We start from the raw sequence: 13,742 nt of genomic DNA, 5'->3' as shown, positions 1-13,742 counted from the left end.
AGTGCGGCACCGCCATGTATTCTTAATCCCATGGCTGTGCCGCGTTTTCTTGTCTTCGACCTTGATGGAACGCTCATCGACTCTTCTCTCGACCTCTGCAACTCGGTCAACATGGCGCTGCAGGATGTTGGCAAGCCCACGTTGCAGAATGAGTTGATTGCCAGTTACATCGGCGATGGCGCGGCCATGCTGGTGAGGCGCGCTCTGGGTGATCAGGGAGATGTTGACTCCCTCGCACCCGATGATGAACTCGTCCAGCGCACCTATCGCAGCTTTATCGAGCACTATCACCTGCACAAACTCGACAACACACGTTGTTATGAGGGAGTTCTCGATGCACTGACTGCGATACGAAGGCGGCATCGCGATCTGCCGATGGCTGTGCTGACAAACAAGCCTGTGCATCCCTCACGAGAAATTTGTGAGCAACTCGGCATGGCACAATTCTTTTTCCAGAACTACGGTGGCAACTCCTTCCCCACCAAGAAGCCCGACCCCACCGGTTTACTGACGCTGATCACCGAGGCGCAACAGTTTTCCAAAGAGATCGTTGCAGAGAACACCGTGATGATTGGCGATTCGAGCGTCGACATCTACACAGCAAAGAGAGCTGGCACGCGTTCCCTGGGATGCAGCTTTGGCATCGCACCGCATACGCTTGCGGATGCGAGGCCGGACGCGATCGTCTCTCACCCATCTGAGTGGCTCGTCGCGCTCGGCCTCTAGTTACTTCTTCCAGGCGCCCAGCAGGCGGCGCAACACGATCAGTTCGCCCACATGATAACCAGCGTGGTCGATGATCAACAGGGCCTCGCGGAAGAGCGTTTGTCCTTCGCCCCACTCGAACGGAGCTACTAGCTGTTCATCTGTCGCGGCTTCAATCAAAGCTTCAAAGCTCTTGCGGTCTTCGAGCACAGACTTAATCGCTGCGTCCCAGGCTTCGCTGCTCGGCGGCGAAACGTCCTTTGGCCAATAGGCATCGGGCCACTTCATCGGCTTGTATTTGCCGTCATGGTTATCGCTGAACTCCAGGATGTCCCGTTGCGCGATGCGAATGTGCTCCAGAATCTGCCATGCCGAGTACGGCAGACCTTCTGGCGCAGTGCCACGCAGCTTCTCCGGAAACGCTTTTACAGCGTCCTCGAAGGTAGCGTGCGCCTGGCTGCCATCGAGCATCTTCAGCAGCTCACTCTTTACCGATGTTGCCGATACGTTCTTCGTCATGGCTGCTTGGATGCTACTTAGTGCTTCGCGGTTTCAGGTTCCGGCCACAACCATGCCGCGCCACGCACACCACTGGAGTCACCGTGAACGTTCTTTACGATGGGAGTCGTCACGCCACCGCCAAAGGATGCATCGCTCAGGAGCCGCGAGAGTTCTCCATCGTACAGGCGATCCAGGTTGGAAAGTCCGCCGCCGAGCACAATGATGTCTGGATCGAAGACATTCACGATCGTCGACAGTCCTCTGGCCACGCGCGAAATCAGCCGCTGCAGTGAAGCCTGCGCTGCAGGCTCGCCTGCCGCCGCCGCCGCGACAATCGCTGACCCGCGCAGGTTGCTGCTGGTCGCGCGCGCATAGTCCCACTCCAGGCCAGTGCCGGAGATCCATGTCTCCAAGCAGCCCTGCTTACCGCAATAGCAGGCTGGACCGGGAAACTCTTCGCCCGTCATCCAGGGCAACGGCGTGTGCCCCCACTCGCCCGCCAGACCATTCGGACCGGCGTGGACGCGCCCGTCGATCGAAATTCCACCGCCACAGCCAGTGCCCATAATCACGCCAAACACCGCGTGATAACCCTTTGCGGCTCCATCGGTCGCCTCACTCACCGTAAAGCAGTTGGCATCGTTCGCGCAGCGCACCTCGCGGTTGAGCGCGGTACTCAAGTCCCGCTCGAACGGCATACCGTTAAGCCAGATAGAGTTGGCGTTCTTGACCAGTCCGGTCGCAGCGGTCACCGTACCCGGGATGCCCACACCGACGGTACCGCTCTCGCCCAACTCCGCTTCCATGTCGAGAGCGAGGTCACGGATCGCGTTCACTGTGCCCTCGTATTCGCCCTTCGGTGTTGCTACACGAACGCGGCGTAACTCTTTGCCTGCTGCATCCAGTGCGATCGCTTCAATCTTTGTGCCACCCAGGTCAATTCCAATTCGCATTGCTCTCCTACGCTCCTCGCATCTGCGTCAGCCCAAGGGCCAGCAGTACGCCGACAATCAAACAAAGAATCTGCCCGAACACCGCTTTAGGCTTGTCTTCTGCCTGCAGCTCCGGGAGCAAGTCTACTAGAGAAATGTATAGGAAGCTGCCTGCACTTACCGGCAACAACCACGCTACACGGGCGGAACCACTTCCGCCCAGCGCTACCACCAGCAGCCAACCAAGCAAACTCGAAGCGCCTGCGCCGATAGCCAGCCACGCAGCCCGGTTGCGCTCGATGCCCATGTGAACCAGCAGAGCAAAGTCTCCCATACGATGAGGAATCTCATGCAGTCCAACGGCCAGCGCTGTCACCCACCCCACACGGCGGTCCAGCGCAAAGGCCGCGGCTACACTGGTGCCGTCCACGAGGCTATGTGTTACGGCTCCGAGCAGGAGGGTCGTCGACCGCGATCCATGGTGGTGGTGATGATGCTCTCCGGGCTCATGCACCTCGGTGCAGTCGACCTCGGGTGAAGGTTCAGCACTCACCCCTGACAGGACATGGAATGCGCGTTCAAACGTATAGAGTGTAAGCATGGTCATCACCAACACCACCCATAAGGCGGTGCGGTTACCCAACGCCTCAATCGCCTCTGGCAGCAGGTGCGCCGCTCCCGTGGTCAGCAATACGCCGACAGCTACGCTAATGACATACGGCAACGCGCGACGAAGCCATGCATCGAAGCGATGAAGACCCGTGACCGCAGCAGCAGCCAGCAGCTGAACACCCACCACGGCAAGCAGCGAGATCAGGTCTTCGTGAGATAAAGATGAGCCGAGCAAAATTCCTCCGCTCCTTATCCTACCTGCCCTTTTGCGGATTTCGCTCGAAGCGAAAACTATCCCTGCAGCAAGGCAAGCATTGCATCGCGGCTAATCGGCCACGCGTGGCTTTCAGGGTCGACCACGTCGAAGTGGTCTGCCCCCGGCACGATCTTCACCTCCACAGAATCGCCCTGGCGCCTTGCATTCTCTGCCCAGCGTTGCGGCAGCTCCGCGGGTATCTGATCGTCGTAACTTCCCTGCACCAGAATCTGCCGCACGCCCAGCGGTAAGAGCAACCCGGGGTCGGCGGCACTGTACCGTGCTGGCACCTGCTTCGGATCACCGCCCATCAGGCTGCGAACGGCAGAACCGCCGTTACTGAAGGCGAAGAAACCACCGAGATCAATCGTCAGCCGCAGATCGACCGCGCCCGCCAACCCCACGAGCCCTTTTAGCGCTATCCTCGGTTGCGGCTCAGCCAGTTCGCTCGTATGCGGAACGTGATGTCGACCCGCGAGCCAGAACGCGAGCTGTCCCCCCGCCGAGTGCCCCGCTGCGATCACTCGCTGCAGGTCCAGCGGATACGCCTGCGCCAGCTTCGCCACATGGTCGAACCCCGCAGCTACATCGTGCATCGTTCCCGGCCAGCCGCCGCCGTCTTCGCCCACGCGACGGTACTCAAGCGACCACACGGCGACACTCTGAGAGCGCATCGCGTCACAAAGAAAGCCCGCATAGCCGAGATCGTACTGCGCCTTCCACCAGCCGCCATGAATGAAGACCACCAAGGGCCAACGCTGTTTGTTGCTTGCGAGAGTCTTTGGTAGCCAGAGGTCGCCAAACTGCAAAGGCAGTGACCCATACGGCAGTCGCAGGTCGCATTTTGGAGGATTTCGTTCGAGAACGCTCATACTGAACTAACGCACCGAAGCGACCATCAGATGCGGCGTTAGTGCTTTGCAGAGGCGTCGGTATTGGTGGGTAGCGTGTAGATCACTTCCCCATTGCGGGTGTAGTGGAGCTGCGCGCGAGCCTCGTGCTCAATAGCGCTGGGATCGCTCTGCAGACGCTCGACGTGACCGCGCAGGCGCTCGTTCTCGGTCTTCAACACCTGCATCTGCTGCTGCAGGTCCTTGGCCTCTTCGCGCTTTTTCGCAAAAGCCGTCAGGCCGTTATGACCGAACACTACGCCATATCCCATCCCAAGCGCGAGCACGCCGACAGCGATCGTCGCTCCGCGGCGACGCCAGATATAGATGTGACCCCGCGCCGCTTCGGCGAGCGCCGGAAGCCGCGAGCTGGGCATCGTCTTTTTCTGACCTAACGGCACAAGACTTTTCCTGACTTAAGTATCGCCCACAAAAACCGCGTGTTGTGCGGGCTTTCGTTGGGTGGAACCATACTTGTCGACAGCAGACAACTTATTTAGCGTGCTGATTGCTTCGATGCAGGATCGCACCGAGGCGTCGCCCCCTCCACCTCGCCTTTTGCTATCCTTTACAGGTACACATGCTTGTTCTGATTGCCATCTCGATTCTGTCGTTCCTCACCCTGCTTGTGACAAGTCTCGTGATAGCCCGCCACATCTCCCGCGTTCGCAAGAGCCGCACCCCTGCGGTCCCTGCAGAAGCCCCAAGAAATCTTTCCAACTCGCTTTAGGCTTCACCCATCTCCCAACAACGGGGACATACATGCCGACCATCACCGCCCTCTCTTCGCGCAATGCCAATCTCGCCACCGCCGCTAACACCCTTCCGGGCAAGATCGCCATTGGCATCGCAGCGACTGCTGTCGTTGCTGCCGCTGCGCACATCGCGATCCCGCTGCCGTTCACGCCGGTGCCGCTTACGCTGCAGCCTCTGGCCGTGCTCGCCGTCGGTCTCACGCTCGGACCCGTGATGGGCTTCTTCACCATGCTCGGCTATCTGGCAGAGGCCGCCATTGGACTGCCCGTACTCAGCCCCGCAGGCCCCGGTGGTATCGCGCAGATCCTCGGCCCTTCAGGCGGCTTCCTCATGTCTTATCCGCTGGTAGCCGCCGTCATCGGCGGCGTCGCACGCACTCTCTCCGTGCGCCTATCCAGCTTCGCCTCTGTTGTTATCGCTGGATTCTGCGCAATCGCCGTGCTCTTCACCTTCGGGGCTGCCTGGTTCGCGAACTACACCCACCACTCTCTCTATGCCACTTGGATCGGCGCTGTCGCTCCGTTCCTTCCCGGCGAGATCGTCAAGGTCTTCGTCGCAGCTGGTATGTACAGCGCCTTCACCAACACGCCCAACCGTACCCGCAACAACGCATAACTTCGGGCGGAGCTCAGCACGCGCACTCCGCTCGACCAGCACAAGGAACCAATGACTACTGCAGCAACCGACGTACGCGAGATCAAGATAGCCCACAGCCCCGACTCCGATGACGCCTTCATGTTTTACGGCCTCGCCACCAACAAGGTTCGGGTCCCCGGCTACAAGTTCACCCACACCCTTACGGACATCGAAGCACTGAACCATCGCGCACGCACCGACCAGTTCTACGATGTCACTGCGATCAGCTTCCACGCCTACCCCTACGTGCAGGAGCACTACACCATCATGTCCTGCGGCGGCTCCATGGGCGACAGCTACGGTCCCATGATCGTCGCTCCGAAGAAGTACACGCTCGACGAGGTCAAGAAGCTTCGCATCGCCGTCCCCGGCGAGATGACCAGCGCCTACCTCGCGCTGAAGCTATTCGCTCCCGAGATCGAAACCGTCACCGTTCCCTTCGACAAGATCATCCCGGCGGTCGTCGCTGGCGAGTTCGATGCCGGCCTCATCATCCACGAAGGCCAGCTGACCTACGCACACGATGGCCTGAAGAAGATCATCGACCTCGGCGTATGGTGGCACGATCAAACTGGGCTTCCCTTGCCTTTGGGCGGCAACGCCATTCGCCGATCGCTTGGGCCTGAGGTCCAGGAGATCGTTGTCAACGCCCTGCGCGACAGCATTCAGCATGCCCTCGATAACCGCGAGGCAGCGCTGGACTACGCCATGCAGTTCGCTCGCGATCTCGATACCAGCCTGGCCAACCGTTTCGTCGGCATGTACGTCAACGAGCGCACGCTGGACTACGGCGACGACGGCCGCGAGGCTATTCGCAAATTCCTTGACATGGGCTACGAGCGCGGCATCATTCCGATCAAGTCCAATGTGGACTTCGTTGGATAGAGTTTTCCTCATGGTTCGGCGTAGCAAAATCACGCCGGACCATGCTATATTTATTCAAGTGCGGTGAATGCCCCCTGCACTTCCCTTAGCGAAACTTATTGCTTCGCTCCTGACTCTCCCCGAGACAGGTTTCAAGGAATGGACGCGTAGCTCAGCTGGTAGAGCATTCGACTCTTAATCGACTGGTCGTAGGTTCGATCCCTACCGCGTCCACCACTTCTCCCTCAAATGCAATACCGTACAGATGAACGTCAAGTAGTGCTTCGCCCGCTCCACGCGGATTGGTTGTTTGTCATGTCGCAGGATCGCTTCACTTGCTCCCATTTCTTCCAGCAGATGAACCCTGAAAACGCACCTGCCGACGTCGAGAGATGGACCGCGTGTGTCCGGAAAACCTGTGACACGGACACACAAACTTCATCCTGAAGCCTCTCGCATAACTGGGAGTTGCTAATGATTTTCTCGCACACGTTCAAAAGTGGGCGTGCCTTCCGCACCGCGCCGGTTGACTCACTGCTTCCAGCTTCCACATCTCTTCCCTATTAGAGAGCCGACGCATGACTGCCTAGGTGAACGTCTTTAGACGATTGAAATAGTTTGTGCGTTTCAACAAATCGTTACACGGATGACATTTATTTTGGCTATCTTGTCTTCATGTCTTCTTTTTTTCGGTGTTCTTCGGCCCGTAGTCGTGTTCTTTTTGTTCTTTTTCTGACGCTGATGTTCGGCTCCCAGGCCTGGGCAGGGTCAACCACCGTCGTCATCAGTCAGATCTACGGCGCAGGTGGGAACTCAGGCGCGGTGCTCGACTCGGATTTTGTGGAGCTCTTCAATCTCAGCTCCCAGCCGGTCAGTTTGAATGGCTGGTCTATTCAATACGTGTCTTCTGGTGGTACGGCGGCGACTTCTGGCACGGCATATTCGCTGCCCAACGTGACGCTGCAACCGGGCCAGCACTTCATCATGAAAGGCGCCACGGGCACAACTTGCACCGCCTCTTCGACACCCGCCTGCCCTACCTTTACCGCCGATGGCACCAGCGCGATCAACCTTTCCGGCACTATCGGCAAGGTCTTTCTCGTCAATACGACGACTCTGCTGACGGGGGTGACGCCGACAGGCACCTCCGGTGCCTCATCTTGCACCGGACCGACCTCTGTGGTGGACTATGTGGGGTTTGGCAACTCCGCTACATGCGCAGAAGGTGGCAAATACACCACGCCAAATGCCACAGCAACGCAGGCCATCATCAGGACGAATCCCTGCGTCGATACCGACAACAATGCGGCTGACTTCAGCAACGGAACACCGGTGCCGCACAACATGTCATCGACGTTCACTCCCTGCTCAACGTCGTCGAGCCCGACGGCTCCGACGCTGACCGCTTCCGTTACACCGGCCTCGCAGACGTCGGGTCTGTCCGTGCTTCTCACTGGTGCGGGCACGCCAGGTTCTTCCCCGGCGTCGACAGGCCTCGCGGTCACTGCCGATCTCAGCGCTCTTGGCGGCAGCGCAACCCAGCCGCTGAACGATGCAGGTACGAACGGAGATGTGACCGCAGGCGACGGAACGTACAGCTACAGCTTCACCATCCCCTCCGGTCAGGCCGCGAATCTCTACAAGTTGCCCTTCACCGTCAGCGACAGCCAGCTTCGTAGCAGCACGACAAGCGCAAATCTCACGGTTACGGCACCGGTGTCGTACACCCCGATCCACACCATTCAGGGCAGCATGGGCAACGGTATGACGGCCCCGACTGCTTCGAGTTATGTGGGGCAGGTGGTGCAGACCTCCGGGATCGTGACCGGCGTCTTGTACAACGGCTTCTACCTTCAATCCCGCGATAATGCTACGGACTCGGATCCCACTACGCCAGAGGGCCTCTTCGTCTACACGGGATCAGCTTCTACCTCGACCACTCCCGTTCCCGCCTTGGGATCCGAGGTTCAGGTCACCGGCACAGCGACTTTGTACCCAAGCGGCGCGACCCTTGCAGGTCTTGAACTCAAGGGCATCACGGGCTACTCCGTGCTCAGCACAGGCAATCCTCTGCCTGCGCCGATCACGCTGACCACCAGTATGCCTAGTCCGAACGGCGGCCCGTACCAGCTCCTGCGCTATCAGTCGATGCGTGTGACGGTACCGAGCTTTACGGCGACCGAAGGCACCCAGGGCACGCTCACCGAATCGGACGAAACGTATGTTTCCAACGGCCAGTTCTACGGAACGGTAACGGGTATCACGCGACCGGTGCGCGGACCCGGTCTTGAAGTCCTTGACCCTCTCACGCCAAGCTATCCGAACATCCCACAGTTCGATGACAACCCCGAGGTCATCGCGGTAGATTCAACCGACAGCGGCGGCGCTGCGATCGACCTCGCTACAGGCTCTGTGCTGACGAACATGACCGGCGTGATGGACTTCTCCGGCATCGAGTACAACGCGAACAGCGGTTCGGGACCGCAGCTCGGAGCAGGCCCGGTCTTCATGCTCGACGCCGCTACACGCCCGACGGTCACGGGTGGCATGACAGTCGTCTCGGTTCCTGCAGCCAAAGCGAACGAACTCACCATCGGCGACCAGAACATGGAGCGATTCTACAACGCAACGGCCGATACCGCCGGTGCTGTCGTGCTGACGTCCGCGGCTTACCAGCACCGGCTGGCGAAGGCCTCGCTTGCCATTCGCAATGTGTTGGGAACTCCCGATATTCTCTGCCTGGAGGAGATGGAAAACCTGGCCACACTGACCGATCTGAGCAACAAGATCAGTGCGGATGCTCTTGCTGCCGGCCAGATCGACCCGCTCTATGTGCCGTATCTCACCCAGGGTAACGACTCCAGCGCCATCAACGTCGCTTTCCTTGTAAAGCCCTCAAAGGTCGACGTGACCGACGTGACGCAGTTCGGTAAGGGCACGACCTACACCAACAGCACCGGCGCACAGGCCGTCCTGAATGATCGCCCGCCGCTGGTGATGCACGCAGGTATCAAGCGCTCGGGTGTGGCCGACTATCCGTTGACGATCATCGTGAACCACCTGCGCTCCCTCAATGGCGTGACCGATGCCACCAGCTCCGGTCAAAGCGTTAGATTGAAGCGCGAAGCGCAGGCCGAGTTCCTCGCGAGCCTCATTCAGGGCTATCAGGCAAATGGCGAGCATGTCATCTCGGTCGGCGATTACAACGCCTTCGAGTTCAACGACGGCCTCGTCGACACGCTGGATATCGTCCGCGGTGTGGCGACGAATGCGAACCAGGATGTTGTGCCTGGCCCAGCGACGCCCATCGTCACCCCGGCCCTGGTGGACTTGGCTCCTACCAACGTTGCCAACGGAACATACTCCTACGTCTACGTCGGCGACGCGCAGAGCATCGATCACTTCTTCGCCACGTCGGATATCGCAAGCCTCATCCATACCGCTCCCGCGCACTTCGATGCTGACTTCCCCGTGGTCTACCGCAACGATGCCGCGCGGCCCGAGGCGAGTTCGGACCATGACGGTATCGTCGGCTACTTGTCCGTTCCCTCGGGCACCGTCATCACGGTTGCGCCGTCGTCGTTGACCTACGCCAACAGCCAGCCGCTGAATACTCCTTCGGCCTCGCAGCCAGTGACGGTCACCAATACCGGAACCTCTGCCATCACAATCAGCAGCATCGTCACCAGCACCGGCTTCACGCAAACCAACAACTGTGGCACGTCGCTTGCTGGTGGAGCCAACTGCATCGTGAACGTAGTCTTCCAGCCAACTGTGACAAGTCCGCAAACCGGAACTCTCACGCTCAATGACAGCGATGCGAACAAGATGCAGACGATCGCACTGAGCGGTACCGGTGCCGGCATCTACAGCACGATTTCGCTGAGTGTAGCGCCGCCGACGGCAGTTGCTGGAGCGAACGTTGTGCTGACGGCGACACTCTCTGGCAACAGCACGAACCTGCCTTCGGGCAACGTGAACTTCTCAAGCAACGGAACAGTCCTCGGCACAGCGGCGATCACCTCGGGTGTGGCATCGCTTACGACCAAGTCACTTCCCGTTGGTTCGGACGCTATTACCGCAAGCTACACCGGCGACGCAGTTTACCCAACAGTCTCAACCACCGCTCCGGTGACGGTCACGATCACGCCTGCTCCTATTCCGGACTTCACCTTCTCGATCTCCAACACGGCCATCAATGTAAGCGGCTCTACAACCAGCGGGAGCTCCACAATGAACGTCGCGATGGTGAATGGCTTCAGCTCATCAGTCACCTTCAGCTGCTCGGGACTGCCTTCTAACAGCCACTGCAGCTTCGCCCCGGCGACGCTGACCACCAGCGGGAGTTCAGTGCTGACCGTCGTCATCGATAAAGCGGCGCTGGCTCCTGCAGGCGTGAACCCCATGGAGCGGAACGAAGGTATCGCGGTCGCCATGCTGCTTGGTCTTCCCTTGCTGCTGCGTCGTTCGTTGCGTACAAAGCTGGGTGGTCGCGGCAGCTTTCTGGCGGCGCTCCTATTCGCGCTTACGATCTCGGCAATCACCGGCTGCGGTAGTGCCACCACGAATAAAGGTACGAGCACGGTCGTAGTCACAGCGACGGGAGGGAACACCTCGCACACGGCGAGCGTCACTCTTAACGTCCAGTAGTTGTAGCGAACAAGTGAAGGCGCAGGCCCGCGCCGGTTCCCCCCGGAACTGCGCGGGCTGCGCTAAGGGTCGCATGGTGTCGAGGTCGAGTTGCTACCCAAAGCCGGCCAGCACGCGAAGATCAGGAAGTAACCACGGTCGCCGCGACGAGCCAGCAGGTCCTCAGACTCCACTCCATCGCAAAAGACACTCGTTGACGTGGGATCGAGGAGGAGAGCTGGTGGGTCACAAAAACTTAGCTGTCGTGACGAGGGTAAATATCTACTGCTGCGATCCACAGACTCTAAGACAGCTGGGCTATTTGTTCGGCGATGCAACTAATATGTCAAAGCTGCTATATTCGCTCTCGCAGAAATTTCTGCCTAGATCTTTGCACGCAAGGTGAAGACATCAGGAGAGCGAGATGAATCGTTTGTATTCGGGCATAAAGCTGGGCTTCATCCTTTGCATCAGCTCGCTCATGCTTGCCACCACTGCGTGGGCTCAGTCGCCCTCAACGGTGGTCAAACCACAACCCAAACCCGTCGACCGCGAGGCCAGCGGCGATGCGCCCACCGATCCCGGCCCCCTTGCGGACGGTCTCTCCGGCAAGCTCTACCCCCGAGACATTCAGGTGGCCATGCGTAAAGTTGCCGACTGGCAGATCGCTTATGCCGGTGCGAAGTTCAACCAGCAATGGACGTACGCTCCTCTCTACGAAGGACTCATCATGGCTTCTCGTTCCATGCATGATCCCACTTATGAGTCCGTCGTCGAGAAGACCGCGAAGGGCTTTGACTGGCAGCTCGTCGACGATCGCTTCCCTCACGCGGACGACGAAGCTCTCGGCCGCGTCTACCTCGAGCTTTATCAGGCGCACCCCGACCCGAAGAAGATCGCTTCCGTCAAGACGATTTTAGATCGCCTCGTGGCTCGGCCCGACGACCCCAACAAGCCCGTCTGGTGGTGGTGCGATGCTCTTTATATGGCTCCGCCTGTGCTGATGCGGATGTACGCTGTCACCGGCGACCGGAAGTATATCGACTACATGGACCGTGAGTGGTGGATCACCTACAACCTGCTCTACGACAAGAACGAGCAGCTATACTTCCGCGATGCGAGCTTTCTACAGCGCAAAGAAAAGAACGGCAAGCCTCTCTTCTGGGCACGGGGGAACGGATGGGTGCTTGCCGGACTCGCACAGTTGCTTGAGCTGATGCCAAGGGATTACCCGACGCGTCCGAAGTACATTGCAGAGTACAAGGAGATGTCCGCGAAAATCGCATCGCTGCAGCAACCCGATGGCTTATGGAAGACCGGACTGCTCGACCCGGAAAACTACTCCATGTCCGAGGTATCGGGTTCTGCCTTCTACACCTATGGCCTGGCCTGGGGCATCCACCGCAAGCTACTCGACGCGAAGCTCTTTCAGCCTGTCGTAGCAAAAAGCTGGGCAGGCATGGTCTCGCACATCTACGCGAGTGGTCGGCTCGGTTCGATTCAGCCAGTAGGAGCTGCACCCGACGCCTTCACAGCATCCTCCAGCTATGTCTTCGGAGTCGGAGGCTTTCTGCTCGCAGGCAGCGAACTCAACAAGAAATAGAAAGGCTGTTGAATCCGCTAAAGTTTCGTGAAATGCGGGTTGGAAGCTTTAACTTCCCATTCTTGAAGTTCACCACACATGAGCGGCGAGAATCGTCGGGGCACCCGTCTTACCATCAATGACATTGACGCGGAGGACGACCTCCACATTGCGGTTCGCGAAGTCGCTGCCCAGACGCTCCTGAAGCAGTTTCATATACCGAGGGCTCGTCGCGAACTGCGCAGCCGCTTCTGTGCCGTTGCGGCCGAGACCAGCCAGAACAACAACCCAGCTATCTGTCACCGTGTTGCGGAAGCGTGCAATCAGGGCGAAGTCATCGGCGCTGGAGTACGGCAGTGAATGATCGCGCCTCCACAGAACCCCTGGTTGCGCGCCATCAACGATAGCGGACGAGGGATCGTTGTCAGGCGAGAAGTGAAAGCGGAGTGGCTGCACCAGCCGAGTTGTCCACTGATTGTTATACCCGCCGACAAGGATGACCGATCGGTCGCGAAGTTCGTTGAGTGGAGTAGAGGCAGCCACCTGGAGATGCGGGACAGAGCCGCTAACCTCGATCAGGCCACTAAGCTGCGCGATGGCTGAGGCCGACTGCATGGAAACGAAGGGATATTCGATATCCTTTCCCGCTGTTTCCACGCCGGAGAAGTCGTTTTGTCCAAAGACGGATCCTCCGGTGCAGACGAGCACGGACGGTTGATCACGCAGTACGGGAGCCCAGAAGCTGGAAACTGGCGTAGGAAGAGCGTTCCTGCGAGAGGCCCAGCTCCAGCCCGCAAAGGCTCCGAGGATGGCGACACAGGCAACAACGCTGAGGACAACACTGCGACGCGAGAGCAGCGCGGACGATTCGACAGGAAACGTCGCGGGTAACAAAACCTGCTGCGGCGAGGCTGGAATAGGATCGTTCGACGGTGCCAATAGCTGGGATTGCGGGTGGAACTCCAACTCATCCTCCGGAACATGGACGAATTCGGGAACGTAAGAGCCAGCCGGAAGCGAAATTTGGATGGCTGGTTTCTTATGGAGCTCGTGATAGTAGAGCGAAAGTCGCTTGCGCACCTCTCCGGCTGTATAGCGGACAACGGTGTCGGTATTGGTGTCGTAGGAGGCTGGCCGGTCGAAGACCTCAACGCCAAGAGTCCGCTCCTTCAATGAGTCTGATTGCCCGTCGAGGGTCTTCTCTACAACGTATTGAAGAAGGGCTGGGTAACGCTTGCTGTTACAAAAATGCGGGCTGGCAAGGATCTCCTGCAGCTCACGCAGGATGGCTTCGCGGTCGAGACGCGTCTGAGGATGCCAGGCGTCCCTCGAGATGGTGGTGAGACTCATGATCAATCACGAATCCTACTCGCCCTTGC

The 13,742-nt window shown here is 59.0% G+C and carries 12 protein-coding genes and 1 tRNA gene; 7 read left to right on the top strand and 6 right to left on the bottom strand.

Features of this window, described 5'->3' with window-relative positions:
- The first annotated feature begins 30 nt into the window (after nucleotides 1–30).
- The gene (locus OHL14_RS15005) at nucleotides 31–726 is read left to right on the top strand and encodes an HAD hydrolase-like protein (protein ID WP_263380165.1); all 696 of its coding nucleotides are present in this window, start codon (nucleotides 31–33) and stop codon (nucleotides 724–726) included.
- Here the strand turns inward: OHL14_RS15005 and OHL14_RS15000 are convergent, their stop codons facing one another.
- The 5 genes from OHL14_RS15000 to OHL14_RS14980 are packed head-to-tail and all read right to left on the bottom strand — an operon-like array spanning nucleotide 727 to nucleotide 4,273.
- On the bottom strand, nucleotides 727–1,224 hold the full coding sequence (locus OHL14_RS15000) for a DinB family protein (protein ID WP_263380164.1): 498 nt from the start codon (nucleotides 1,222–1,224) through the stop codon (nucleotides 727–729).
- Between the two features lie 17 nt (nucleotides 1,225–1,241).
- Nucleotides 1,242–2,159 (bottom strand): ROK family protein, encoded by a 918-nt coding sequence (locus tag OHL14_RS14995; protein ID WP_263380163.1) that lies wholly within the window; start codon nucleotides 2,157–2,159, stop codon nucleotides 1,242–1,244.
- A 7-nt stretch (nucleotides 2,160–2,166) separates the two neighbouring features.
- Entirely contained in the window at nucleotides 2,167–2,985 is an 819-nt protein-coding gene (locus OHL14_RS14990) for a ZIP family metal transporter (RefSeq protein ID WP_263380162.1), read from the bottom strand.
- Between the two features lie 56 nt (nucleotides 2,986–3,041).
- Entirely contained in the window at nucleotides 3,042–3,878 is an 837-nt protein-coding gene (locus OHL14_RS14985) for an alpha/beta hydrolase (protein ID WP_263380161.1), read from the bottom strand.
- Nucleotides 3,879–3,916: 38 nt separating this feature from the next.
- Nucleotides 3,917–4,273, bottom strand: coding sequence for an FtsB family cell division protein (locus tag OHL14_RS14980; RefSeq protein ID WP_263380160.1), 357 nt, complete (start codon nucleotides 4,271–4,273; stop codon nucleotides 3,917–3,919).
- 203 nt (nucleotides 4,274–4,476) lie between these two features.
- Here OHL14_RS14980 and OHL14_RS14975 point away from each other — a divergent pair, with 203 nt between their 5' ends.
- The 6 genes from OHL14_RS14975 (at nucleotide 4,477) to OHL14_RS14950 (ending at nucleotide 12,384) form a co-directional block, all read left to right on the top strand.
- Nucleotides 4,477–4,626, top strand: coding sequence for a hypothetical protein (locus tag OHL14_RS14975; protein WP_263380159.1), 150 nt, complete (start codon nucleotides 4,477–4,479; stop codon nucleotides 4,624–4,626).
- Between the two features lie 32 nt (nucleotides 4,627–4,658).
- Nucleotides 4,659–5,267, top strand: coding sequence for a biotin transporter BioY (locus tag OHL14_RS14970; protein WP_263380158.1), 609 nt, complete (start codon nucleotides 4,659–4,661; stop codon nucleotides 5,265–5,267).
- Nucleotides 5,268–5,318: 51 nt separating this feature from the next.
- Nucleotides 5,319–6,173 carry a menaquinone biosynthesis family protein gene (locus OHL14_RS14965; RefSeq protein ID WP_263380157.1) on the top strand — a complete coding sequence of 285 codons (855 nt, stop codon included), beginning with the start codon at nucleotides 5,319–5,321 and terminating at the stop codon, nucleotides 6,171–6,173.
- Nucleotides 6,174–6,313: 140 nt separating this feature from the next.
- Nucleotides 6,314–6,389: transfer RNA gene (locus tag OHL14_RS14960), tRNA-Lys, on the top strand.
- A gap of 504 nt (nucleotides 6,390–6,893) precedes the next feature.
- On the top strand, nucleotides 6,894–10,802 hold the full coding sequence (locus tag OHL14_RS14955; RefSeq protein WP_263380156.1) for an Ig-like domain repeat protein: 3,909 nt from the start codon (nucleotides 6,894–6,896) through the stop codon (nucleotides 10,800–10,802).
- A gap of 403 nt (nucleotides 10,803–11,205) precedes the next feature.
- Nucleotides 11,206–12,384 (top strand): glycoside hydrolase family 88/105 protein, encoded by a 1,179-nt coding sequence (locus OHL14_RS14950; protein ID WP_263380155.1) that lies wholly within the window; start codon nucleotides 11,206–11,208, stop codon nucleotides 12,382–12,384.
- A 69-nt stretch (nucleotides 12,385–12,453) separates the two neighbouring features.
- Here the strand turns inward: OHL14_RS14950 and OHL14_RS14945 are convergent, their stop codons facing one another.
- The gene (locus tag OHL14_RS14945; protein WP_263380154.1) at nucleotides 12,454–13,713 is read right to left on the bottom strand and encodes a hypothetical protein; all 1,260 of its coding nucleotides are present in this window, start codon (nucleotides 13,711–13,713) and stop codon (nucleotides 12,454–12,456) included.
- Nucleotides 13,714–13,742: the final 29 nt, after the last annotated feature.

The organism is Granulicella paludicola (assembly GCF_025685545.1).
GTDB classification, from domain to species: Bacteria; Acidobacteriota; Terriglobia; order Terriglobales; family Acidobacteriaceae; genus Granulicella; species Granulicella paludicola.
The sequence above is the reverse complement of the archived record's forward strand: the minus strand, read 5'-3'. Positions and strand labels throughout refer to the sequence as shown.

Bases quoted from the DNA above. Each gene is read 5' to 3' on its own strand.
- OHL14_RS15005 (WP_263380165.1), top strand. From the start codon at position 31: ATGGCTGTGCCGCGTTTTCTTGTCTTCGACCTTGATGGAACGCTCATC.
- OHL14_RS15000 (WP_263380164.1), bottom strand. From the start codon at position 1,224: ATGACGAAGAACGTATCGGCAACATCGGTAAAGAGTGAGCTGCTGAAG.
- OHL14_RS14995 (WP_263380163.1), bottom strand. From the start codon at position 2,159: ATGCGAATTGGAATTGACCTGGGTGGCACAAAGATTGAAGCGATCGCA.
- OHL14_RS14985 (WP_263380161.1), bottom strand. From the start codon at position 3,878: ATGAGCGTTCTCGAACGAAATCCTCCAAAATGCGACCTGCGACTGCCG.
- OHL14_RS14980 (WP_263380160.1), bottom strand. From the start codon at position 4,273: ATGCCCAGCTCGCGGCTTCCGGCGCTCGCCGAAGCGGCGCGGGGTCAC.
- OHL14_RS14975 (WP_263380159.1), top strand. From the start codon at position 4,477: ATGCTTGTTCTGATTGCCATCTCGATTCTGTCGTTCCTCACCCTGCTT.
- OHL14_RS14970 (WP_263380158.1), top strand. From the start codon at position 4,659: ATGCCGACCATCACCGCCCTCTCTTCGCGCAATGCCAATCTCGCCACC.
- OHL14_RS14965 (WP_263380157.1), top strand. From the start codon at position 5,319: ATGACTACTGCAGCAACCGACGTACGCGAGATCAAGATAGCCCACAGC.
- OHL14_RS14955 (WP_263380156.1), top strand. From the start codon at position 6,894: ATGTTCGGCTCCCAGGCCTGGGCAGGGTCAACCACCGTCGTCATCAGT.
- OHL14_RS14950 (WP_263380155.1), top strand. From the start codon at position 11,206: ATGAATCGTTTGTATTCGGGCATAAAGCTGGGCTTCATCCTTTGCATC.
- OHL14_RS14945 (WP_263380154.1), bottom strand. From the start codon at position 13,713: ATGAGTCTCACCACCATCTCGAGGGACGCCTGGCATCCTCAGACGCGT.